Below are 25,067 nucleotides of genomic sequence, written 5' to 3' on the forward strand. Positions count from 1 at the left end.
CACCTATTGAATTATGAAGCCGCGACCGCGCTTGGCCCCGGGCGCGCCGGTGCGGGCAGCAGCGCGGCCTCGCGGCGGATCTGCCGGCGGATCGTCCAAAGCCGGCGCCATCCGGTCCGTGGGTGCGCTCATCTGGTTGGGGCTGGAGCCTGGTTTTACGATGTAAGGCGTAACCAGAATTATAAGTTCTGATTCTTCTTTTTGAAACGAGGAGGAACGAAACAGAGCGCCAAGAATCGGCATTTCGCCGAGCCAGGGAAACGCACTGACATTATTGTTCACGTTGCGCCTGATCAGACCGCCAATTGCAAAGCTCTGCCCACTGGCGAGTTCGACGACTGTGTCGGCTCGGCGCGTGGAAACTGCCGGCACGGAAATACCATTGATTTGAACGGCACCTTGGGACGATAGTTCACTGACCTCCGGCTTTACGTGAATGTTGATCCGGTTGTTGTTGAGAACGGTCGGCACGAATTCCAGGCTGACGCCGAAGTGACGGAATTCAACCGACACTTGCTTGTTTTCCTGCAGGACAGGAATGGGAAATTCGCCACCTGCGAGAAAGCTGGCAGTTTCACCGGACATCGCGGTGAGATTCGGCTCAGCCAACACGGAAGCTATGTGCTCCTTGGCGAGCGCGTCTAGAACCGCGCCGATGTTGACGGCACCGTTGTTGAATCCGATTCCTGCTGTGCCACCACCCTGCGCTGCACCAGAGCCAGTGCCTCCGCCGCTTAACAAGCCCACTCTGAAATTGTCGATTTGACCAAAGGCGGACAGGTTAACGCCGAGTGCCTTCATGGCGCTACGGGAGACCTCCGCTACGCGCACACTGAGATTAACTTGTAAGGACCCAGCGACCTTAATGTTGTTGACGACTTGCGCACCGTCCCCGAGATACTGCTCAGTGACCCTTTTTGCGGTGTCGGCGACCTCCGCATTGGGCGCTGTACCGCTAAGGATTGCGCCGCGCGGCGTATAGCTCACCTGGATTGAAGAGTCGCCAACCTGATCCATCAACATGGCGCGCAATTCCTCGATCGGTTGCGTAACGACAATTCGCAGCGCGGCGAGAGCCTCGCCCTTATCGTCCAAGGCGAACAGGCTGGTCCGCCCGGATTTCTTCCCGAAGACGAAGATCGTTGTATTTGAGGCTGCCTGATAATCAGCGATCGTCGGGTCAGCAACAAAGATGGTCGTGGCAGGCGCGGGCAAATGAACCGTCTTGCCGAGCGAAGAGGAAAGGTTCAGCGTGCCGTCGATGCTATTGGAAGCGGCACGCGGCGCCCCTTGATCCTGCATGTTTTCGGCCGGGGCAGAAACTGGATATGCCAGAATGAGCGCACAGAGAAGGCGGCCCAAGTAAGGAGAAACAGTAGCAGGTCTCGGGCAAACGATGTGCGGGGGCCGCCGATCGGTGTCAGAATGAGTTGTAATGATTTTCAAGGCGGTCTTTTCTTTCAAATTCGGCCAACTATACGAATGTCGCGCTAGTCACATTCAAGAATGTAACCAATGCCACGCACCGTTTTTATCCGCGGCGTTGCGTTTGAACTGCTCAGATATCGACGTAAGCGATAGATTCCGACTTCAAGCGCGTTGGCCGATACTTCATCGTTGAACGAATAGAGGTGATCTTCCAACTGCGAACGCGGCACAATTCGGCCTGCACGGTTGAGCAGATGCTCTAAAATACATAATTCACGGCGTGCGACCGTCAGTGGATAACCAGCAACGGAAACCTGTCGGCCGATCGGATCGAAGTGGAGATTGCCAAATACAATGATCGGGGCAGTCATCTGAGTCGACCGCCGCAGAACGGCTCTCATTCTGGCAATGAGCTCATTAGTATACACTGGCTTGAGCAGAAAATCGTCCGCACCACCGTTGAAAATCGCAATTCGCTTCTCAAGATCGTCGACGTCACTCAAAATGAGAGCAGGAACTGAATGTCCCTCACCCCTTAGCTGCTTCAGCCAATCCAAGCCATCGCCATCCGGCAGAACCAGCTCCAGCAGGAGAATTTCGTAGCTGGCGCAAGAAAATGCACTCGATGCTTGTTCCAGTGTGGGAACAACATCAACGGCGAAACCGCTGTCGCCGAGTGCAACTCCCACCGCTCGCGTAAGATCCGCATGGTGGTCAACGAATAGCGTTCGCATTTCATCTCCTATTAATGGTAGGACAGGTCACCGAGACTGTTGAGACGGCGAAAGCAGAAGTCGCGCAACGCGTCGCAGTGTTCGTAATCCTCTTTGGGACGGCTAGTCGCAGGATCATGCGAGCCGTACGCCTGTAGTAGGCGAGGTAGAACCTGTGATGGGCTGAAGCGTCGTTTGGGCAGGCCAAGATGCCACTCCGCCTTCAATTCGTCTGCGCATCCTGCCGATGTGGCGGCCCCTGCATTCGCCAAGCGACATTGCCCTCCAGAGCCCATAATTCCATGACCCGTAGGGGTTAGCTTTCGACAAGCGACTTGAGCAAATCGATTGTTCGGATGTAAGCAATCCACATCCTGGATTGTCCGCATATTCACCCCCCAGATCGCACTGTGAGGCTGATGCTTGGTACCGACGCCTCCCTGGTTTCAGCCTCAAATCAGGTCCGCCTGACCATGAAGTGCAATCGTTGACCGCTTCTGCGACACCTGGGGCGATTGGCAACGCCGCCACGTGCCCCAATGTGCCACGAGATAACCGTCGTCCTCGGAGACGGTTCAGTCCGGCACCGGCTCGTAACCCAAGCCCCCAATCACACAGGTCAGTGTCGGATCGAACCAACCGTCGGTTTTCCCTGGCAATCAGGTGCAACGGCCTCAAGAGCAAGCTGACACGGTTTTTGGTCAGGTTCTCGACTCGGCCTGTTGTAAAGCTGCACGATACCGAGTAGGCACCGGCGTATTGCACGCCCATCCAGAACGTTGTGGATATTGCGGCGGTCGACAGGGCCAAGCCTATAGCGGCGGTTGGGTGGGCGGCCGAGAGCATCTCCCTTCTTGGCCATTAGGAGGTGACGGCCGAGTTGCTGTCACTGGCCTCGATTCTTGACCACGAAATTGCAGCCGATTATCACCGCTCGGGATGATAGATGCTGGGGAATGATGCCGTCCGCGCACCGCCTCGTCGCGCACCAACTCGGGTGCGGCAAATAAGGGAGCGTCGCGCCGGCATTTCGGATTGGTGCAGACTCGTTGCCAAAAGTTTCCGATCAGTATCGGTTCCATTCTCCTCTCCGCAGAACACCTCGCGCTCCAGGGCGGCTCCGCCACATAATCTCGCTGAGAGACGCTCGCCTACTGGATGGCCGCAAGATGCGCTGGAAACCAAACGGCTCCCGTCCGACATTATCTCGCCGCACCTAAACGTTGCCCAGGCTTGCCCGGCTGAATTGCGGCACTGATCGGCGCCCGTCTAGCATCAACCCTGTGGCGCGGCTTCATCTCGGCCGTGGTCGGGCTTGGGACAAATGCGATAGCGGTCATTCGCGCAGGTCGATGACGCCGAGTTCGTGCCACATCCACTCGGCGACCTTCTGACGGCCGCCGTTGATTTTGCGGCCGGACGTGGCGTTTGCTGCTCATGCCGACCAGTCAGCTGGTCAAGACTTTCGCGATGTCCATGGGTTGACAGACAATCTGCTCGCCGATTTCGGGCGGGTGTCTGAGGTAGGTTCCTCTGATCTTTGCCGGGACGTTCAGCTATCATATGCTCCACGGTGCCGATTTCAGTGAGCGGAGGCGCTGGAGATCACCAAGGGGTCTGCTGGATCAGCGTCTTTCCCGTTTCCGCACGCGGCCGAGTTGAACGGGGCCGTCATGGTACGACCCCGGATGAGGTCACGAGCTTGGGTACCGCCCTGCCCCCACCGCAAACATAGGCGTGCAGCGCGGTCAGGCAAGCATTCGCGTTCTTGAGATCCCGCTCATGCTGCGGGGCAATCGTGAGATCGGCAAGTGTATAGATTGGATTCCGCACATGCATCAGGTCTGTGATGGTCTGGGCTTGGTCGGCGGTCTGCACCTTTGGGCCTCTGATGTTATCTCTCAGGTTCCGCCTGATCACGTCCTCGCTGGTATTGAGCCAGATCGAGACGGCTTTCTCCCCGACATAATGCCGGATCTCCTCGATCATGAACGCTTCACCGCCGGTTGCGAGCACCGCCGACCCCAGTTCGAGTGACTGCCTGATCTCATTCACCTCAAGATCTCTGAAATAGGCCTCCCCATCCTCAGCGACGATCTTAGCTACGGACTTGCCGGTCTTCGCCTCGATTTTTCTATCGGAATCGACGAACCTCATTCCTAGTCGTTTGGCGAGTGCACGGCCCAAACTGGATTTCCCTGCGCCTTTCACGCCGACGAGCACGATCGACCGCGCGCCCAACGCGCCAAGAATCTCTGTTGCGATCGGGGAGCGCTCCGTTCGTCTCGGCGGGGCGACTTGCAACCGACGACGTAGGCTGGCACCAACTGTGCTATCGGCGTGGGCTTCCCAGTGGGGGATCTCTATGGCCTCGTGAGGGATGATGACCTTGTTGCAGGCCTGTCGCACGCGCTCCAAGAGTTGCTCGGCTATAGACTGATCCAGTGGATCTTGGCTCTCTCGCTGCAGCTCCTGCAGCTTCTGCAGCTCCTTGTAGGTGTCGTGATTGTAAATCTTGGTCTTGTAGCTGTCTGCAGTGTGGAACTCCACCTCGAAGCGGTAGCCCCCCGGCGTGGCGAGCACGGTCTTGATGCCGACGAAGGTCGGCGATCGCGTCCTGAACCAGTTGGTCGTGCTGACCTCAGAATACCCGCTCTCGTCGAAGGCTATAATGGCTTTCTTGAAGGCACGGGTAAAATCTCTATCAGGGAGTTGGAAGCAGTGGCGTACAGCGTTGTTGATCAGCTGGGCGCCGGCTTCAAACGGGGCCTGTATCCCGGTGAGCTGGCCTGTCATCGAGCTTTCCGATCTCAAACGCTCAGCGAGATGGGGCATCTTCACGTTGATATCGGCTCTCCTGAGGGCTTCGGCAACCGAGATTACCATCGGGGTGATGTCCTTCTCTTCGGCTCGGGCGCGGCAAGCCTCCATTTGAGCTCGCTGTACGGCCAGCTCGGGAGTCAAGGTCATCGTCGTGGCTGAATCATCGGCAGAAGCCCCTCGAGCCGAGGGTTGAGGCAGAAAGCCTCGCTCGGCAGCAAGTTTGATCGAAGCTTGCATAACTGAAGCCGCCAGCGTCGGATTGTCCTGAAGATCCTGCAATGTGGCATCGACATCAAACCGACCCTGGTTGAGGGTAGCCGCAATGCTCTTGGTGTAGGGCACCGATTTCGAGCCTGGTGTTTGTTGCAGCAGGCGCCGAAGTTGCCTGCTCTTGAACATAAAGATGTGGGCCCCAGTGTCCGATTTATATGCGTCAGTTCCGACTTTGATACCGAGGCTCAGGAGATTCTTTGCACTCCGCACGAGGTCGTGTGGATTGTATCCATCCGGTCGCGGGGCAATGCGCGTAGGGTAACGGTCGACAAGAAGCTGGACGCGGTCGCGTGGCTGAGCCGTTGCCGAATAGATCTCCGCCAGCTCCGGGAACAGCTCGCAAAGCGGTTGGCTCATCGCGAGTGGTGCCTCGCTCAGGCTGACGACTGTTTCGGGCAGGAGTTGTTCGGGCAGAGCTTGCTCATCCAGCCTCGCGGCCCACGTCTCGAGCTCAGCGTGGAGCAACTCAGCAATCTCGCGCGCGACCGGATGGTCTGCCAGTTGGATGTCGTGCCGCGCCTTTTCAAGCGTCTCCTGGACGTTCTGAGCACTGACCTGTTCCTGCTCCAACACGCCTCGGATGTCTCGCTTGAGCTCTTGGTGAATGCCTTCGTACGTGCCGAAGATGGCACGCTCGGCAAACCACTGTCGGGCTTCATGGGATTGAGCGAGAAAGTCTCGCTGCAGACAAGTATAGATTTCCAGAACATTGCGCGTGGCGGCGAGGATCTGGCTGGCGCGCCCGAACTTGTAGCGACCATCCTCAATCGCCGGCGTGTGCGACTTTGGCGGCTTGAGCGAGCGCAATCCGCGAGCTTGCTCCTCTTGATCGAATTGCCTGACATGCTCGTAAAGCTGTGGCCGGTCGCCGACGATGACGAGGCTGTCTCCGTCGAAGTCGCCGTCAAGTTTCTTCTGTTCACCAGTTGGGACGGCAACCAACGAGCCCGGGGCAAACACCTCGGTCGCCTGCAGGATGCCGAGGCAGTCGACCGTCGTGTCCACCTTGACGCGGTCCTTGCTCGTGGTCCAGCTCGCATGGCATTTGACGTCCTCGGCAGACATGATTAGCGCACGGTCGGCGTAGGCGGCCGGCCACATCTTATCCGGTACAACGATCAGGATGCCTTTGGCAAAGAAAGTCGGATCGTCGGCGGCCAGTTCCCTCCCCGACTTCTGGGCGACATTGAAGCTGTATTGAATGGCCGTGCAGTTATCGAGAAATACAGCGGTCGGATCGCCGTCGACGGCCAACTTGACCCGCTCGGCGGCAAACGGGCGCAGGTTCGGCTTATCGTAGGGCGAGCGCCCGACCAGCACGCCGCTCGTCCCCGTCAATGTTTCGCTCTTCAGCGTCGGCACATGGAGACACTCATCGTTGGAGGGTACGGCAACCGCGCCGGGACCATCGATGTGTCCGGCCGTCACCGTTCTAAACAGCTCTTCGGTGGTCAACGTTGGCTCTTGTTGGCTCTCGAGCCAGGCCGTGGCCTTTTCACGGACCTCATCCGCCACTTGGTCGCAGCGCGGATAGTGTTGCAGCGCCGAGACTGGCAGGGATGATTTCCTTCCCTCACCAAAGGCAGACATCTGATCAGGACCCTGCTCGCCGGCGCGACATACAGCTGGCATAAGGTTGGCTAGCGAGGCCCTGATGAAACCGCAGCCGTCATGCGGTCGCAATGCAATGGGACCGTCCGGCCCCCTCAGCTTGAAGGGATGCTCCTGGTTGGCGGGACGGTCCGGCAGCAGCGACAGTTTGAAGGCGCCTTCCAGCGCGTAGTCGTGAACTCCCAGGCCCTTGATCGCCGGTGGCGCCGCAAAACCCCTGCGCTGGGTATAATAATAGGCCTCCTTGAAAGGGGCCCAAGTCCGAGACAGCTGCTCGAAGGCGGTGCCCGGTGCGGTATCGACATACGGAATCGCCAGCAGCTTTCCCCCGGAAAGCTTAGCTAGCTCGCCTGGAGCACGGGCCGCAATCTGAGACACGGTCAATCGCGGCGGCTTTAACTTGCTGCCTCCGAACAGGTCCATGCGGTATGGCACACCGTTGACGTTCACCGTACGCGCCAGCATGAAGGCGCTCGGCGTTCCTGGCATCTGGACCGCAACGACTGGCAAAGCCCCGGCAGTCAGGCGCTGAAATATCGAATACCGTCTCTCCGGCTCGGTGGCCACCGGCCGTCCCTGCATGTCAACTACCGGCAACTGCATCAGTCCTGCGTCACCCTGCGGCGGTCTTGGCTCGTGATCCATGGTTCGCAGGACCTGATACACGTCGAAGACCGATGCTGGATGTTGCCCCTGGATCGTCGCCGCATCCTGCTCTATGAAAAAGTCCAGCGCATCCACTGGATTCTCCGCCTCGATCTGCGCGATCAGGTTCCAGCTCATGCTGGAAAGGTCGCTTTCAATGAGGCCGCGCGTGCTGTCCAGGATCTCCTTCGTCTTGCGCTCCAGCGCTTGCTGCCTCACCCGCAAGTCGGACCTCTTGCCCTCGACATACGGTGACCTGAATAGTCTCTCCAGGACCGCACGGGCCTTAAGCGTCTGATAGATCGATAAAGCGGGGCGGCGGCTGGCAAGCGGTCCACGGGTCCGCTCGGCATCGCTTGCGTTCAGATGCGCCTCGATCTTCTGCTCGAGCACGGATTGGAGGTCGTTGAGCAGATTGAGGGCCTGCGTGCGGTGCGAGCGCAGCGGCCTCTGTGGGCTGCGAGCCAGCGGCAGCAGAGATGCACACAGATTAGCCATGGTTTCCAGATCGTTGTGGGTCGTAAAATCAGGGGCTTGACGCAATTCCGAGAGGCGGTTCAAGCCTGTCGGTGCGAGCAAACCGAGATCATCAGACAGCCGAGCCTTACCAAGTGCCTTGAAAACGGTTGTGATGTCTAGAACGTCAGCCTGCGCCAGGCGATCATCATCATAGTGCAGGTAATGAGCGAGCTTGTGCAAGCGATCCTTCGGCAGAGCCGCGTCCGTAATATCCCCAGTGTCTTCTGCCTTCATGATCATTCGCGACAAAGCATTGGCGAGAATACTTAGCTGAGCTGTCGTGAACACACCGAATCGTAGCTCTCGAGCACCCAATCTGCGCGCGATGTCCATCGTGGACTGCTGGCACGCCGACTCTTCCGGCCACTTGGTGAAGCCGTTCATCAAGGTCGCCACTCCCTGCGGAGCGAAATCGGAGAGCTGGCGCTGACGGGCTTCCCCGGCGATTGCGATCGCGGCTCTGCGACAGTCCTCCCCGACCGGCCACTTGCTGAAACCGTTCACCAGATTAGATAGGTGCTGGTGACTAAACTCACAGAGTCGGGCGCCGCGGCGAATGACCTCACCGGCGATGGCGATCGCGGCGTCGCGACAGTCCGCCCCGTCCGGCCACTTGCTGAAACCGTTCACCAGATTAGCTAGGTGCTGGTGAGTAAAGTCACGGAGTCGGGTGCCTCGGCGAAGGACCTCGCTGGCTATAGCGATTGTGGCTTGCTGAGTCGACGCCGCTTCCGGCCACTTGCCGAATCCGTTCACCAGGTTCGCCAGGTCCTGGTCATTGAAATCAGAGAGCCCGAACTCGCCGCGCCCGGCGCGGCGGGTGACCTCCCCGGCGATGGCGACTGTTGCCTGGCGAGACGCCGCCTCTTCCGGCCACTTGCTAAAACCGTTCACCAATGTCGCAAGTGCCTGCTGAGTAAGATGAGAGAACTGGTCATCGCGTTGAAAGACCTCGCTGGCGATCGCCAGTGTTGCATCGCGACAGTCCGCCTGTTGTGGCCACTTACTGAAACCGTTCACCAAGTTTGCCAAGTGCTGATGACTGAAAGCAGAGAGTTGGGCGCGGCGGCGGATGACCTCACTGGCGATCGCGACTGTGGCGTGATGATAGTCGGCATCGTCCGGGCATTTGCCGAACCCGTTCACTAGGTTAGCCAGCTCCTGCGGAGTAAAATGAGACAGCCCTTGCTCGCCGGCGCGGCGAGAGACTTCTGTGGCGATATTGGCTGTGGCTTGGCGGTAGACCGCCCCTTCCGGCCATTTGCTGAAACCTTGCACCAGGTTCGCTAAGTCCTGATGATTAAAATCAGAGAGCCCGAACCTGCCTCGGGCGGCGCGGCGACCTACCTCATCGGCAATCGCTCCGGTGACTTGGCGACACCGCTCCTCTATCGGCCACTTACTGAAACCGTTCACAAGGGTCGCCATGTGCTGGGGATTAAGATCAGCGACGCCGGCACGCCGGTCACGACCAAGGACCTCACCGGCCATCGCACTGGCGGCTTCGCGGGACGCCTGCTCTTCCGGCCATTTGCTGAAACCTTGCACCAGGTTCGCCAGTTCCTGGTGGGTGAATTCGGAGAGCCGGGCACGGCGGTCGCGGCGCAGGACCTCGCCCGCGATCGCAACTGTGGCTTGGCAACAGACCTCCTCTTGGGCACACTTTCCGAAACCGTTCACTAGGTTGGCCAAGTCCTGGTGATTAAAAGTTGAGAGCCCGAGGTTACGGCGGCGAAGGACTTCACCGGCAATCGTTCCGGTGGCTTGGCGGGACCACTCCTTTTCCGGCCACTTGCTGAAACCGTTCACCAGATTAGCCAGGTGCTGCTCCCTAAAATCAGAGAGCCCGAAACGGCGGTCCTCGCGACGACGGACCTCACTGGCGACGGCTTCCGTACCGTCACGAGTTTCCGACCGCTGCGGCCACTTGCTGAAACCGTTCACCAGCAACGACAGACTTTGACTTTGCAGTACGCCAAGTGTCCTGCCCTCATCGCGGCAAAATTCGGCGATTCTGATCGTTCCATTTCGGCATGTTCTCGACTGCGGATGCCGACCAAACGATGCCGAAAAGAGCGAAAAGGCTTTGGGGTCTACTTCGCACATTAACGCACTAGGAAGCTGCGACACCCGAGCTGCCATCGCCTTGCAAGCTTCCACACCTTCCTGACCTCCAGCCTCACGACTCACCGTATTGCATGCGGTGGCGTAGCCCCATGATTGCCCGCGGCGGATATTGTCCTCGAAGCATGTGACAAATTGAGCTTTGAACTGGGCGGCGGCCTTTTGCAGGAAGGCTGCATGGACCTCGTCGCCCGCCCCTTGCAGCCGTCTGTCATGCTCCACCACTGCACGCGAGAACCCCTCAATGTCACGGGCAAAACAAATGGCGTGTAGTGCGTTGTTAGATTGTTCTTCTGAGATTGCACTTTGCACGCTCTGCGCGGCGACATCGTCCAGGCGCCGCCTTTTTGGTCTGCGATCCAGGCCCGACACGGGCTGCCTGCGCGAGGAAGGACCACTTTGTTGTGAACTCCTGGACTGATCGGCATTGCGGACTTCTGCACCGGAACGCGACGAACTTTCTTGCCGATTTGTCGCTCCCAGATGCGGCAAGTCGCGAAAAACGGGCTGGCCGTCACACCTATTGACGGAGGGATCGCCGGACGTGCGGCGCCGGACATCGCTGGCCGAAGGTGGCCTTTCAGCTGAGGATGCCCCTAACTCTCGATCTTCAGAGCGCAAGCCCTGAACGACAGAACTGAAGGTCGAGCCTTTTTGACCACCGCCATGATCCGATTCAGCCCGGTGCGTGCCTGATCCGCTAGGCGCATTCAAACGCCGGTCAACTCCCGTCATAATCCGTCTCCAGGCGAGAAATGCGCGCCGATTACAATGCGTGGCGCACACGGCGCCCTCCACAACCCGCAAAGCGCGGATCTGCCCAACCTGCGCGCTCTGGGATCGAACATATCCCCTTCACCTGACGTGACTCTGACCTGGGTCTATCTGGAGTCGCATTGCGTTCACCTATTCCGCCAGACGTCCGGGAGCTGCCCCTATCTCGGGCCAGCTGCGGCGGTGAGCGAGATCGCTGTGGACAAGCCTCGGCGAAGCCACGCTGATGATGCGTGACGATGAATATGCTCTGACGAGGCAAAGACGAAGGTTGGCAGAGCCGTGCCGCTTGGCTTTGAAGAGTGAGGCGACAGATGCTAAGGCTTTTGCTGCGATTGCCCGCCAGTGGCGCGTGAACTTGCCGCTGGCGGTACCGCCGGGACTTCTCGTGATGGCGAAGCTATTCTCGCTCGGAAGGGCGCCGGTGTAGAATATTCTTCCGCAGCAACGGCGTCGCGCTACCGGCCCAGGCCCTCAGCCGACACGCCGTATACGTTGATGCAGACCAGCCGCCATCAGAAATAAACCTCTTGCCGACGGGCGGGCATACGTCTTGAACGTGACGCCGCGCTTGTCGAGGAACATCCACACCGTTGAAGGAACAACCAGCACGCCGTGCCCGGACGCCAGTCTCTCGGCGATCTCGGCAAGCGTGATGTCCGGCGTCTCCTCAATCAGGCCAAGAATGAAGCGTTCGTGCGGGTCGAGCTTCGAGCCAGATGGCTGGCCCTGCTTGCGTGCGACCGCCTCGCCGCGACAAGCGCTGATCGCGAGAGCTGCTCTGGTCGCCGTCAACCGCGGCCAGGAAAATTTCTGAGTCGGCCTTGCAAATCCCGGCGATCGGGGACGAGGTCGTTGAGATCTGCTATGTGTTGCCCGTCCGTCTTCACCAATCGTTCAATAAGGGCCCGGGTGCCGTCCACGACGAAAACGCCACAATCAAATTTGTTCTCCTGCTGACGTATGCTCGCTTGTTGCAGGTTGGCGCCCAACCGCGTTGCGAGCATCGCAGCTTGGCGGTCGTTGCCTCCCTCGTAGGAGTCGTAGTGATAGGCAACCGGGCTTTGCCGGTTGCGGCGATCAACGAGCAGCAGCGACCAATGGGTGCCGCGGGCCATACGATCGGCACGGCTAGCATCACTCACTGGCAGAAACAGGAAGTGGCGGTGTCATTACGATTGGGATCTTGGACGATGCGCCGAAATGCGCGCTGCGCCTCGCTCACTTCGCCCAGGCGCAGATGATAATGGGCTATAAGGGGATCGACAAGCCGCGTCCGAGCAGCGAGATTTGGATCGCGCGCCTGCAACTGCTCTCCCAGGAGCTCGTAATCCCTTTGGATGTGCTGATCGCCCAGGAATTCCCTGGCGCCGAGCGTCCGCCCGCTCGGGTCGGAGGACGAGACTTTCAACGCCCCGATCTGATCAGCGGAGAATGTGCTCGGAAGCGCGGGCGCATAATGAGCATGCAGCTTCGGGGTGGATGGCACCGGATAGCCAACACTCGCGGTGCTCCAGCCGGCAGGTACCTGTGCTCCGGCCTCCAGACGCGGCGGCTGACGTGACGGACCAGCTTCATTTATCTGCCCGGAGCGAGCATGATGGATGAGGCGAACGTCCCTGCGCCCTCCCGACCCAACGTGGCGGAGTAGTGCTCTCTGTTGATCGCGAACTGGGCTGGGCCGAACTGGTTCGGCAGCAGATTGATCTTACCCAGTTCCTCGATCAGGATCTTCGAGGCCGGTTGGGAGCCGTGGCGCCAGCCCTTGCCGACGATAGGTCCGATGTCCTGTAGGTCGGGGGGGCCTGCTGGCCCAACGAACGAAGGCGGTCTAGCAACGCCAGGCGCCAGCACAGATTGCGCATCGCTGCTCAACTTAGCCACTGTGAGCGCATTCGGATCAAGCACTGGGTCAAGGCGGTCGTACATGTTTGACGCCGCAGCGTCGGCTGACGATGATGACTCGGGTTGTTGTGTCTGCTCCCTAAGCCTGTCCCCATCCCAAGCTCCCGAGCTCGGCGTAGCTGGGGTTGCGGGAAGCTCCTGCGACGAGCTGGGCTGTGCGCCGCGCTGCGGCGCGGACAACGACGGGGTGGGAGCTTGCATCTGCTCGACGTTTTCGGCGGCAAATTTGAACCCTCTGCGGTCGGGAATTCGCTCAGCGGAGATCGGGTAGCGTGGCCGCTTTGGATCGATGCCGGTGATCCGGAATCGCTCGCTTCCGGTGCGGAACTCGCGTCCGAAGTCCGAAGGGGCCAATCCGAAGTGCTCTGCCAAGAACTCGAACCTGTCTTTTTCGAGATTGAATGCGGTGCCGTCGGAAGCGGGAATGCTGACGCGGAACACGGGCTCGAAGAAGAAGCCGGTATCCGTGCCGCGCCATCCGGCGCCCTCGATGACCAGGCCGTGGTCCTCAGCGATCTTCTGGCAGACTTCGAGCATGCGGGTCTGGATCTCTTCGCATGTCGCTGGCGTCAGACGGGTTATGAGCCTGCCCTTCGTCATTTGCCCTTCCTCACCTGATAGACAGTACCGCGTGAGACGCCGAGATCGCGGGCGATTTGTGTTGGGCCCTGACCCTGTTTAAGCCTTTGCTGGATCGTGTCGCGGTCGATTTTCGGCGGCCGGCCCTTGTATGTGCCGCGCTTCTTGGCGGCAGCGATTCCCTCCGCCTGGCGCTCGCGCCGCAGATTGGTCTCGAACTCGGCAAAGACACCAAGCATGTCAAAGAAGGCCTTACCGGCGGCGGTCGACGTATCGACAGGTTGTTCTGTCGCGGAGAGATGCGCGCCCTTCGTCTTGAGCTTGTCCACGATCATCTGCAGGTCGCGCAGCGATCTGGCCAGGCGGTCAATCCGGGTGACGACAAGCGTCTCGCCAGCATGAATGAAGTCGAGAATGGTGTTGAGTTGCGGACGGCCTTCCAGGGTAGAGCCGCTCTTCTGCTCCTCGCGAATGACCTCGCAGCCGGCGGCCTTGAGCGCGACGATCTGCGCGGCGAGGTTCTGGTCAGTGGTGGAGGTGCGGGCGTATCCGATGCGGGTCATGCAACTGTTCATTTTGGGTGTGCCGGCGCGATGCTCTGTTCATTAACGAAGATTGAGCCCAAAATATACAGGCTTTCCGGTTGCGACGTGTTCATGGGGGGTGTTCAGGCCGGGTATACCCAAATTAGAACACGCCCATCGGTTCCGGTGGTCAGTTACGCCGTCGTCGTGGTTTCAGCTTTCTGGTAACCTCCGCCAGCCACGCGACTGCACCGGGCGTGGCCTGCCAGGCCTGGCCGTTTTCGTCGACGTAGTCAGCTGCCTCATCCTCCCCCCCCAAAGTGATATAGCCGTCGATGGAAGCAACCAAAGGCTGCTTGCCGGAAAGGACGCCAGGCACATGGCTGTGCGCGAGCCAGGCCTCCTCGGCAAGCTTGCCGGCGCCCGGATCGTTTTCACGAAAGGCAAGAAGTGCCCGCGTGTAGAGCCATGCAGCAGCGCCATCGTCTTCGTGCTGTTTGAGAAGCTTCCTCAGGGCCTTGATATCGTCGCGCGCCAGCAAATGCCCGGCCAGCACGTAGCGGATGCCCTGATTGTCATTCGGATTGAGCTTGAGCATTGACTGATAATGGTCGATGGCCTCCTGGTGCTGACCAAGCCGCCAGAGTACCGCGGCAAGACCTGCCCGCGCCCGCATGTAGGGGCGCGTCTCGAGAAAACCCCAGAAGCGACCGGCATATTCCTCAAACCCGTCAGGGCCCAGCGCCTCTTCACCCGCCGCGACGCCCTTCTGGTAATAGTCCAGCACTTCCTCGACAGACCCCGCCTCTTCTTCGGCCAACAGCACATAGGCGTCGGCGCACAACGGCGAGACTTTAAGCGCTTTCCGGGCCAGCGTAATACGCTTGCTGCGACTGGTTGCTTCCCAAGCCTCATACATGATGTCTTGCGCAGCGTCCGTCGGGTCGCTCCCACGCCCTCCGCCGAAAAGACCTGCCATGAACCCCTCCATGCCGCGCCGGTCCGGCATCGGAGGCAGAGCATTGTCATTTTCCGGCTTCTTGGATTTCGCCACTGCCTTCTTTCGGGGCTTCTTCGATACAGGCATTTCTACCATTCCCTTCGATGCTTCACGCCGCTTGTTTCTGCTCAAAATCGATCCTGCTGTTCAGGTCGAGGTTGAAGCGGCCATAAGGATTGACGTGCCCGTATCAGCGGCGTCAGGCCGCGATAATCCTCCGGCGTTAGCCGCGCCGACCATTTCGGCTCGCTCAACACCGACTGCATCATGCGCGTGTTCACATAGACAAGCGACGCCTGCAGCAGATGCAGGGCCAGCACCGATATCTCCTGCTCATCGAGCCGGTTCGAGGCGATCTCGCCACCCTTGCCGAAGAAGACGAAGCTGTTGGCGCTGTTCCAGTTCTCGATCACATTCAAGCCTTCGTGGATTTCGCGGCGGAATTTCTCGTGGCGCAAATACCGGCAAAGGAAGATCGTCTTGATCGCCCGGCCGAGTTCGGCGAGTGCCTTATAGGTCGGGTGCATCACCTCGGCGCGGGCGAAGCGGCGCAGGATCGCTTCGGGATCGGCTAACCCGCTGTGCATTCTGCTCGATCTCCTCCCAGTTGATGACGCTGGAAAGAATGGGAAGCAGATTGGGCAAGCGCGCAGGCCTGGATGCGGCAGCGCCAGCGTCTGCCGGGCGATCGCCTTAAGGCGTGGCGCCAGTTCAAACCCGAGCAGATGGCAGAAGGCAAAGCCGATCGAGCTCTGGCCGTGGCTGTCGACATACTGCCGCTGGATCTCCATGTCGGTGCAATGCCGAAGCACGCCCTTGATCATCGAAGCAACTTCCGAGGACGAGCACCGCTTGAGTTGCGAGAAGACGCAGGTTGAACCCTTTTCGACGTGCCAGTAGATCATCACGCCGCGACCGCCATAGCGGACATGCCATTCGGTCATAAGGTTGCCGTCCCAGGCGCCGAATTTCTTGGAATCCGAGGCACAAGCCGTGCCGGCTTCGCCCCAGATGGCGGTGTTGCGGATTGCCAGCGTCGCATTGGCAACACGTCCGCAGGCCGCCTCCAGCGCATCCCGATGGATGAAGCGCCGGCCAACATGAAGCAGTTCCTCGTAGCTGACATCCGGGCATCCGGCCGCCACGCGCTTCAGGCCGGCATTCGTGCCCAGCCCGTAAAGACACAGGATCAGACGCCGGTCGAGCGCACCGCGCGAAAGCGCCACACGGGAAGCCGACGTTTCAAAGGCGTCCAGAAAGCCGGTGTCGAGCGCCGTCTCCTTCAACACATCCAGCAGTTCCGTCATCGGCCAACGCCGGCCGATCTCGGCCTTGACCGATCGTAGGCCTTGCGGTTCCGGCAGCGGCTGGAACGGCGTGATCGAGATGCGGTTCTCGCCGCGCCAGAGAATGCGTGCCTTGTCGTTGCGGGGGAGTTCGGCATTCAGCAGCCGCAATTCCCGCTCAAGCTCGGCCTGGATTTTGCGCGTGAAAGCTCGCGCATCCGACGTCAGGTTGAGCGCGTTGTAGTAGGCCGCCCGTCGGCTCTCGAAATCCTTGGGCAGATCGTCGTCCGGATTGCGATAGTGGTCCGCCCCGACCACCCAGATTTCCTTGGCCCGGATGCGGTCGCGCAACTGACTGAGCACGCACAGTTCATAGCTGATCCGGTTGATGCGTCCGTCCTTGCCGATGATCGCGCCGCGGCATTTCGGCGGAATGACGCCTTCGATCGGCACCCCGTTCCGCGGCACCACGCGGCAACCGGTTTCGAAGGCCCGCCTGATCCAGTCCAACGCCCCAAGCACGGGCCGATGCACGGCATTGTTCGAACGAAACTCCAGAACCGAAAGAAGCTTCGGCAGGATTCTTCGATAGTGACCGGCATAGGATCCACGCATAACCTGGTAGATGCGCCGTTCGAGCGTGCCCTTCGCCCGATGCTCCTTGACGATCGCCGCAAGCTTCTCCTTGCCCGCTACCGGAAAGATCACATCGCAGACCCGGCCACCCGGCGCCTCGATCGCGGCACCCACGATATCGACCAGCAGCCGCTCCTTGCCGTAAACCTTCTCGATGTCACGCGCGATGCCGCCCACCACCTTGCGCTTCGAACGCACCCCGATCTTGTGGATGGTCTCCACCAGCAGGTCGATCATGCCGTCGCTGATCTGTGTTTCCCGCATCGTCAGGAAAACGGTATGGAGGCCCCAGTTGCCGCCTCGGGGCGTGGCGGCGCATCTCCGACGCTTTTTCGGCGCCGACCCGCCGAACGATCTGATCGATCCAGGTCTTGCCGGCAGCGGATAGAAGATCCCGCGGTAAATCCAGCTTCTTGATGAAGGCAAGCCGATCAGCCAGGGCAAGCATGTTGTCCAGCGTGGCTGCACCCGCATCTCCTTTGATCGTATGGAACCCGGTCGGGCTATCTGGATCGGCCAGCGATGTTTGCATCAGCGCGACCGTTTCCGGGCGAAGCCGATCCGCAACACCGCCAAGAAAGGATTCCAGAAAGCGTTGCCGCTCGGAGCGCACTATCCGCTCCATCTCCTTGCGCGACGGACCGAAAATCTTGCGATCCCGGCACAACAGAAAAACAGCCTCCATCATCGCTGCGACCGATGCTCCCCCAGGGCAAAGCTCCGTCGCTATCCGGCTCGCAAGTGCGGCTCGATCCGCCCGCTTCATCCGGCGGAAACCAAGATGGCGCTAAATCTCGGCGCAATGGCGCCGCCCTGAACGCCCCGAAAAATCATACCGGCAGAGATCTGCCTTGCTGACGCCAAGCTGCTCGGCCAGATACGAAACCGCGTCATCGGGGGCCTCAGCCGCCGCGGTGGTGAAATATCCGTTCGCGGCGAAGAACTTCAGTTGAACCGCCAGTCCAAGCCTCGACCCGGCCGCCTTGACCTTCAAAAAGTCGATGTCGGCAAAAGAGAGGCTCCACGCCCCGGTCAACACCTCGAGCGAAACGCGCAAACCCATACATCCACTCCCTCTTCCAAGAGTGAATTCTCAAGCGCCGACGCCATACCGGTCAATCCGTTCCGGCAACGTTCCACAACTTGGCCAAAATCGCAGGGCCGATTAGGCCATGATCGGAGTGTCGATAGCGCAGCCAGGTGGCTGCGGAATCATCCCTCCGTCGAGGTCGTCAGCCGAGACCGCTGCCGCCTGTATGCGCAGGCCGTCCGTGAAGGCGCACCGCAGGCTCACCAGGTGGCCGACCGGTTTCATCTGGTCCAGAATCTTCGTACGGCAATCGAGGAACAGATGAGCCTTAGTGGACGTGCTTCAGGAAGACCCATCCTGTCCGAGGACGCTATTGTCGACGCTGCGACACATCGCCGGCGTGCCCGTCTCGCGCATAGTCCTTACGCCAGGAGGGTCTATCCTACCAGATAGGCGGCGAGCAGCATTGAACCCCACATCACCATGGTGCTTTGAAACGTTCCTTGCCCAATGCTGGAAGTAAGGGAACCGCTGCGGACGGCATCTTTTTCATGATGTCAAGCAGCGCGGCTACACCGGCAGCTTCTCCAATCTGGAGCGACTGCTGGGAGCTTGGCGGCGGGCCGAAAGAGTGCGCGCCGATGATGTTCCTTCGATGGCGATCAGCTCGGGACCCGTTCGAGATCCGGATACCGGCCACGCGATTTCGCCAGTTGTTGCCGCGGCGCTGTACATAAAGCCAAGAGGCCTGCTGACGCCTCGACAAGCAAGGAAAGTCGATGCCCTGAAGCAGGGATCTGACGCATTCGCCGAGATGCGACGCCTTGGCAATGCGCTTCAACGGTATCCTTCGGAGCAGGAGGTCGGAAACACTGGCCCCCTAGATCGACGATGCAATCGACTCCGACATCATTCCGACAACAACGCCATCGAGCTGCCCTGGAGCAACGGACAGGCCGAAGGTCAGATCAACCGCCTCAAGACCCTCAAGCGCGCAATGTACGGCAGCCCGCGCGACTGGATGAACCTGCCCGGTTCCCGAGTACATCCGCCACCGTGACGACCGGAAGAAAATTCGAGCTGATCGTAGGCCGCTCGCTGCCTGAAGACGGCGCTCCGCGCTACATCGGTTTCGTCCACGGCTATGATCGCGAGCTGCAACGGCGCATTCTCGACCATCTCAAGAAGCAGGGCGTCCGGGCCAATCAGGATATTACCTTAATCACCGACGGGGGGAAGAAGTCCGCTCGCTCGCGGAAATGATCGCACCGGCGCGAGCATGTCCTCGACTGGTTCCATATCACCATGCGCATCACGGTTTTTCGCCAGTTCGTGCAAGGGCTCGACAACCACGACGAGCAGACCGGACAGGACCTGCTTGCAACCTTGCGCAGGATCAAATGGCATCTGTGACGAAATCGCCGAGCTGCAGCTCGACGCGGAAAGTCTCGACACAGGCTAGCCGAACATGCGCAAGTTCCTGACCCCCAATCGGCGAGTTCCAGGCCTACATCGCCTTCCAACAGTGCCAGCCTGATCAATTACGGCGAGAGCTACCGGGCCGGAGATCGCATCAGCCTCTCCGTCGGCAAAGAGCTGTTCTGGTTCATCCCAGCCATCGAGCTCAACGTCCCGCGTCGGAGCGCTCTCTGCTTCTGGAGGAAGCCATTAGGTCCGCTCGGGCTTGATCGGAGGCTTGGCCGATGGACGTTGTGTTTGCTTCGCTCGGCTGCCGCCCGATGGCGAGGCTTTGCGAATTGTCAGTCCTCTGCCTTTTCGCCGGTCTCAACGGCGCTGTGTAACGTTCAGTGTTGATGACGACGCCCCCGCTGTTCACGCGGTTGCTCCTGTCCAGTGTACTCGTCAGCTTGTCCTCGGCCTCGCGCGTCTTGCCCAAGTGCCGTTCCAACGGCGCTGGCGCGACCTGTCTGGCTTGCTGCTCTTGCAAGGCGGCGTGTTGCACCTGCGACCCGGGTGCTGCCAAAGCTTCGGCAGGGCTTGCGGCAAGCTCGTGCGGCAAGCGCCCCTCTCTCAGTCGGTTTTGCAGCGCCTGCCGATCGGCGACGAGGTAGTTGAGGTGCAGCGGCAGCTGCTGGTCTGGCCGCTCTTCGTTCGCCAATCGACGAACCAGCTCGCGCGTGCCGTCCACCACGAAGACGCCGCAGTCAACAGCGTTTTTCTGCTGCGCCATGTCGGGTGTTACCAGGGTCGCGTCCAGTCTTGTAGCGAGCTTTCGTGCAGGCGCGTCGTTGTATCGCTGTTCATTTTGCTGGATGGAGTCGTAGTGATAGGCGACCGCTCTTTCCGGATCGCGGCGATCTACGAGGAGCAGCGACCAATGGGTGCCGCGGTCAATACCCACCCCATCGTTCACTGGCACGAACAGGAAGTCGGATGGGCCGGCGTTTCGATTATAAATCGACTGCAATGTGCCTCGCGCGTCTTGCTGCTCCATGTGGCGCAGCAGATGGGAGACCGACGGATCGACCAGCCGCGTCCGGGCGGCGAGCGCTGGATCGGCCTGCTGCAGCTGCTGCTCGAGGAATTCGTAATCCCTCTGGATATGTTCGTCGCCCAGCAGTTGGGTGGCCCCGAGCACCGCCCCCCGGGGGAGATTGGACGAGCCTGACGGAAGGGCTTCGATGTGTGCATCGGAGGAGGTGGTCAGATCGACCAACGGAACCCCGAGATGGGTGTCTGAGAGCCTGGCGGTCGCTGGCAAGGCGGGTCCCGGAGCCCTTGCCGGTACTGCTGCCGCTCCAGCTTCCCTTATCGCTCCGCGATGGAGGAGCCAAACGTCGTTGCCCTCCTCTGGCCTCCGGGCGGTGTAGCCGTGGCCTTTAATCTCGTAGTTCCATTCCGGCTTGTCCGCGTCCGGCAAGAGGCCATAATGGTACAAGGAAGAGAGCATCGCCTCTGGGACGCGTTGAGTCCCATGGGAGAAGCCTTTGGGCACGGCGAACGAAACATTTATGGAGTCCTCGATCGCAGCCGGGGGCGCCTCGGACCTTGCTGAGGGCGCGGCCCCCGCATGCAGCCTTCCGATGTGTTCGGACCCTGTCCCTTGAACCGGTACCCCTTGCAATGGCAATTCACCCAATTGCCGCATGGGGGGCTGCATCGGCATGCGGCCGCCTGAATTGCCGATTTCGCTCGGCTGCTGCTGAATGGCGGCGGCTTGCGGCGTATTCAGGGCCCTCTGCCTCTCCGCCGGCCGCAACGGCGCCGTCGAATGTTCATTGTTGATGATGAACCGCTCGGGTGGCAGGAGGTTGCCCTGGTCAAGCGCATCCGGCCAGGGCCGGATCTGCTGTTGGCTGGCAGCCAAGACTGGCGGGGCGGCGGCCTCAACTCCGGCGTGCCCAGAGCCGGCCGCTGCCAAAGCGTCCGCCACGATCCTGTCTGACGCAGGCTTCGCATCGCGAACCCGTTCAAGCGCCCAGCGGAGATAATGGTTGCCTGGAAACAACACCTCGGCGAATTCGATCCGCGAATCATGATCCAGCCCAGAGATCGTCCGGCCCCGCCTGTCAAGCGCCTCAGAAAATCTGCGAAGACTATGACCATAGACAACACGGGTGCTTGGGGCCAAGCTGCTGTCACTGGTCACTTGTTCCAAGACATGCGCATCTGCCTTTGAAGGCACCGTCACTGGCCACCGGCCAGTCGCTGAATAGCCCGGCTCATGATACGCACGCAGGACGTTCAACGCCGGCCTTATATCCCTTATGTCAGTGTCTTTCGGAAAGAAGGTATTGAGGTGATCGACCAGGGATTGGTGATTTTTTAGATCAGTCGCTTGGCCACGAGCACCGAGATCATTCGCCAATCGGCGAAGCGCATTCGAGTATATTCGGAGCGTCGGCGCCCTATGGTGTTGCTGAGCCTCAGCATGGGCGATCGCCTTATCAATCACGTCCCGGTGTTCGTCGGACAAGTGGGGATAGCGGTTAGCCGGGGCACCAACAGTCGCTGAATAGCCCGGCTCATGATAGGCACGCAGGACGTTCAACGCCCTCTTCATATCATCGTTTTTCGGAAAGAAAGCATCGAGGTGATCGACCAGGGATTGGTGATTTTTTAGATCAGTCGCTTGGCCACGAGCGCCGAGATCATTTGCCAATCGGCGAAGTGCATACCTGTATTTTAGGACCGTGCTCTCGCTATATTTTTGCTGAGCCGCGGCGTGGGCGATCGCCTTATCGATAAGGTCGCGGTGTTCGTCGGACAAATGGCGATAGCCGGTGGCACGGGCGCCACTCGCGACAGGTTCGGCTCGGCGCGGCTCGGCCACGTGCTGCTCAAAGCCCGCTTGCCGCGCTTGGCCAGCATCCGGCAAGGGGCCAGGGCGGTCCAAGAAAGGGAGCATCGCGTCTGGGACGCGTTGAGTCCCATGGGAGAAGCCTTTGGGGACGGCGAATGAGACGTTTATGGAGTTCTCGATGGCAGCGGGGGGTGCCTCAGCCCTTGCGGAGGGCGCGGCCTCCGCATGCAGCCTTCCGATGTGTTCGGACCCTGTCCGTTGAACCGGTACCCCTTCCAATGGCAATTCACCCAACTGCTGCGTGGGGGGCTGCATCGGCACGCGGCCGCCTGAATTGCCGATTTCGCTCAGCGGCTGCTGAATGGCGGCGGCTTGCGGCGTATTCAGGGCCCTCTGCCTCTCCGCTGGCCGCAACAGCGCTGTGTCATGTTCATTGTTGATGATCACCCGCTCGGGTGGCAGGTGGTTGCCTTGGTCAAACGCATCCGGCCAGGGCCGGATCTGCTGTTGGCTGGCAGCCAAGACTGGCGGGGCGGCGGCCTCAACTCCGGCGTGCCCAGAGCTTGCGAAAGCGTCCGACACGCTTCTGTTAGGATCCTCCGGTCCAGCGGGCATCCCTGGGTTGCCGAACAAAGACGAGGCGGCTTGATCACCCTGCCGCTGCTGAAGCACTTCGCGGAACCCCTGTTCCAGTCGCAGAAGCTCCTCTGGATTGGTTGGCGGCTTGTCAGCTCGATTATCGAACAGCGGCCGCAAGGCCTCGGGAACCTCCGCATTGTGAACCCGCTGCAGCGCCAAGCGGAGTTTCTTGTTGCCTGGAAACAACGCCTCGGCGAGTTCGGTCCGCGAATTGTGATCCAGCCCAGAGATCGTCTGGCCCCGACTCTCGAGCTCCTCAGAAAATCTGCGAAGAAGACGACCATAGACGACACGGGTGCTTAAGGCCAACCCGCTGTCACTGCTTAATTTTTCCAGGATACGCGCATCTGCCTTTGACGGCACCGCCGCTGGCCACCAGCCAGTCGCTGCATTGCCCGGATCATGATACGCACGTAGGACGTTCAACGCCGTTTTAATGTTCTGGTCATTCGGAAAGAAAGTATCGAGGTGATCGACCAGGGATTGGTGATTTTTTAGATCAGTCGCTTGGCCACGAGCGCCGAGATCATTCGCCAATCGGCGAAGCGCATTCGAGTATATTCGCAGCGTGTCCGCGCTCTGGTTTTGCTGAGCCGCAGCGCGGTCGATCGCCTTGTCAATAACGTCCCGGTGTTCGGCGGACAGATGGGGATAGCTGGCAGCAGGGCCGCCAGCAGTCGCTGAATAGCCCGGCTCATGATACGCACGCAGGGCCTTCAAAGCGCTCTTCATATCAACGTCTTTCGGAAAGAAAGCACCGACGTGATCGACCAGGGATTTGTGATTTCTTAGATCGATTGCTTGGCCACGAGCGCTGAGATCATTCGCCAACCGGCTAAGTGCAAACGTGTATTTTCGGGCCGTGGTCTCGCTATATTTTTCCTGGGAGTGGGCGATCGCTCTATCAATAAGGTCCCGGTGTTCGTCGGACAGATGGTGATAGCGGGAAGCACGGGCGCCACTCGCAACCGGGTCGGCTCGGCGCGGCTCGGCCACGTGCTGCTCAAAGCCCGCTTGCCGCGCTTGGCCAGCATCCGGCAAGGGGCCAGGGCGGTCCAAGAAAGGGAGCATCGCGTCTGGGACGCGTTGAGTCCCATGGGAAAAGTCTTTGGGGACGGCGAACGAAACGTTTATGGAGTCCTCGATCGCAGCCGGGGGCGCCTCGGACCTTGCTGAGGGCGCGGCCACCGCATGCAGCCTTCCGATGTGTTCGGACCCTGTCCCTTGAACCGGTACCCCTTGCAATGGCAATTCACCCAACTGCTGCGTGGGGGGCTGTATCGGCACGCGGCCGCCTGAATTGCCGATTTCGCTCAGCTGCTGCTGAATGGCGACGGCTTGCGGCCTATCCACGGCCCTCTGCCTCTTCGCTGGCCGCAACGGCGCCGTCGAATGTTCATTGTTGATGATGCCCCCCTGGGGTGGCAGGTGGTTGCCCTGGTCAAGCGCATCCGGCGAGGGCCGGATCTGCTGTTGGCTGGCAGCCAAGACTGGCGGGGCGGCGGCCTCAACTCCGGCGTGCCCAGAGCCGGCCGCTGCGAAAGCGTCCGTCACGATGCTGTTGTGGTCACCCGGTCCAGCGGGCATCCCTGGGTCGCTGAAAAAAGACGAGACGGCTTGATCATCCTGCCGTCGCTGAAGCACTTCGCGGAACCCCTGTTCCAGTCGCAGAAGCTCCTCTGGATTGGCTGGCGGCTCGTCAACTCGATCATCGAACAGCGGCCGGAGCGCCTCGGCCACTTGATCATCCTGCCGTCGCTGAAGCACTTCGCGGAACCCCTGTTCCAGTCGCAGAAGCTCCTCTGGATTGGTTGGCGACTCGTCAGCTTGATCGAACAGCCTCCGGGCCTCGGCAAGGTGCTGCTCAAAGCCCACCTGCCGGGCCTGGACCGCTTGCCCCTCTTCCAAGCCGGCGTCCTGCACCTGCGGCAAAGCTGTTACACGGGATGTAATTTTTCGCTGGTCCACACTAGCCTCGCATCAAACTGTATCGTCAAAGTCCTGCGCCAATCCGCGCAGCGGCTCATCGAGTCGAGATTCTGCGGAGAATCCCTCCTCTGCTTCCGTCAAGGGTGCCGGCTCCGGGAGGGCGCCTGTCTGCCTTGCGACTCTTCCGTGTCATATGTGGCATGTCGAGTCGATCCGGAGGATTTGGAGATGCAAATTCCCATAGCCGTTCACCTGTAGTGGAGTTTCTGATCGCCAAGGGACGGGATACGCGAGACGGGCGCTTAACCTTCAGTGTCATCTGGATGACCCATGCTAGGCGGGTTGGCTTACGACAAGCTGACGGG

General features: G+C 60.1%; 14 protein-coding genes and 2 pseudogenes. 3 read left to right on the top strand and 13 right to left on the bottom strand.

Annotated elements, in window-relative coordinates; translation table 11 throughout:
* Positions 1-3: 3 nt before the first annotated feature.
* The 12 genes from JG746_RS31300 to JG746_RS31350 all read right to left on the bottom strand — a co-directional run bounded on the left by JG746_RS31300 (position 4) and on the right by JG746_RS31350 (position 17,903).
* On the bottom strand, positions 4-1,446 hold the full coding sequence (locus tag JG746_RS31300; RefSeq protein WP_044551336.1) for a type II and III secretion system protein family protein: 1,443 nt from the start codon (positions 1,444-1,446) through the stop codon (positions 4-6).
* Between the two features lie 44 nt (positions 1,447-1,490).
* On the bottom strand, positions 1,491-2,162 hold the full coding sequence (locus tag JG746_RS31305) for a winged helix-turn-helix domain-containing protein (RefSeq protein WP_010913962.1): 672 nt from the start codon (positions 2,160-2,162) through the stop codon (positions 1,491-1,493).
* 1,650 nt (positions 2,163-3,812) lie between these two features.
* Positions 3,813-10,871, bottom strand: a complete 7,059-nt coding sequence (gene xopAD, locus JG746_RS31310) for a XopAD/skwp family type III secretion system effector (RefSeq protein ID WP_244730568.1) — start codon at positions 10,869-10,871, stop codon at positions 3,813-3,815.
* Between the two features lie 513 nt (positions 10,872-11,384).
* Positions 11,385-11,705 (bottom strand): helix-turn-helix domain-containing protein, encoded by a 321-nt coding sequence (locus JG746_RS31315; protein ID WP_202323977.1) that lies wholly within the window; start codon positions 11,703-11,705, stop codon positions 11,385-11,387.
* The gene (locus tag JG746_RS37290; RefSeq protein ID WP_052292101.1) at positions 11,702-12,028 is read right to left on the bottom strand and encodes a Ulp1 family isopeptidase; all 327 of its coding nucleotides are present in this window, start codon (positions 12,026-12,028) and stop codon (positions 11,702-11,704) included. The genes JG746_RS31315 and JG746_RS37290 overlap by 4 nt, the downstream gene beginning before the upstream one ends.
* Before the next feature lie 23 nt (positions 12,029-12,051).
* Complete coding sequence (locus tag JG746_RS37295; protein ID WP_010913959.1) at positions 12,052-12,399, bottom strand: hypothetical protein; 348 nt, start codon at positions 12,397-12,399, stop codon at positions 12,052-12,054.
* A gap of 89 nt (positions 12,400-12,488) precedes the next feature.
* The gene (locus JG746_RS37300; RefSeq protein WP_010913958.1) at positions 12,489-13,415 is read right to left on the bottom strand and encodes a hypothetical protein; all 927 of its coding nucleotides are present in this window, start codon (positions 13,413-13,415) and stop codon (positions 12,489-12,491) included.
* Positions 13,412-13,957, bottom strand: a complete 546-nt coding sequence (locus JG746_RS31330) for a recombinase family protein (protein ID WP_202323978.1) — start codon at positions 13,955-13,957, stop codon at positions 13,412-13,414. Before JG746_RS31330 ends, JG746_RS37300 begins: the two co-directional genes overlap by 4 nt.
* 151 nt (positions 13,958-14,108) lie before the next feature.
* The gene (locus JG746_RS31335) at positions 14,109-15,050 is read right to left on the bottom strand and encodes a tetratricopeptide repeat protein (RefSeq protein WP_202356169.1); all 942 of its coding nucleotides are present in this window, start codon (positions 15,048-15,050) and stop codon (positions 14,109-14,111) included.
* Positions 15,047-17,077 carry a Tn3 family transposase gene (locus JG746_RS31340; protein WP_202323980.1) on the bottom strand — a complete coding sequence of 677 codons (2,031 nt, stop codon included), beginning with the start codon at positions 17,075-17,077 and terminating at the stop codon, positions 15,047-15,049. Before JG746_RS31340 ends, JG746_RS31335 begins: the two co-directional genes overlap by 4 nt.
* Positions 16,998-17,528, bottom strand: coding sequence for a hypothetical protein (locus JG746_RS31345; RefSeq protein WP_202323981.1), 531 nt, complete (start codon positions 17,526-17,528; stop codon positions 16,998-17,000). Before JG746_RS31345 ends, JG746_RS31340 begins: the two co-directional genes overlap by 80 nt.
* Positions 17,529-17,627: 99 nt before the next feature.
* Positions 17,628-17,903: a DUF4158 domain-containing protein gene (locus JG746_RS31350; RefSeq protein ID WP_010913953.1), complete on the bottom strand. Its 276-nt coding sequence runs from the start codon at positions 17,901-17,903 to the stop codon at positions 17,628-17,630.
* A 111-nt stretch (positions 17,904-18,014) separates the two neighbouring features.
* On the opposite strand from JG746_RS31350, the pseudogene JG746_RS31355 reads away from it, so the two are divergent.
* Together JG746_RS31355 and JG746_RS31360 are read left to right on the top strand one after the other, a co-directional pair.
* Positions 18,015-18,876, top strand: a pseudogene (locus JG746_RS31355) (transposase); the annotation flags it as partial.
* A 6-nt stretch (positions 18,877-18,882) separates the two neighbouring features.
* Positions 18,883-19,448, top strand: a pseudogene (locus tag JG746_RS31360) (ISKra4 family transposase); the annotation flags it as partial.
* A 46-nt stretch (positions 19,449-19,494) separates the two neighbouring features.
* Here the strand turns inward: JG746_RS31360 and JG746_RS31365 are convergent.
* Positions 19,495-23,769, bottom strand: coding sequence for a Ulp1 family isopeptidase (locus JG746_RS31365; protein WP_244730569.1), 4,275 nt, complete (start codon positions 23,767-23,769; stop codon positions 19,495-19,497).
* Between the two features lie 396 nt (positions 23,770-24,165).
* Here JG746_RS31365 and JG746_RS37305 point away from each other — a divergent pair, with 396 nt between their 5' ends.
* Entirely contained in the window at positions 24,166-24,960 is a 795-nt protein-coding gene (locus JG746_RS37305; RefSeq protein ID WP_244730571.1) for a hypothetical protein, read from the top strand.
* The last annotated feature ends 107 nt before the right edge of the window (positions 24,961-25,067 follow it).

The sequence above is a fragment of the Mesorhizobium sp. 113-3-3 genome (genome assembly GCF_016756495.1).
Classification (GTDB): domain Bacteria; phylum Pseudomonadota; class Alphaproteobacteria; order Rhizobiales; family Rhizobiaceae; genus Mesorhizobium.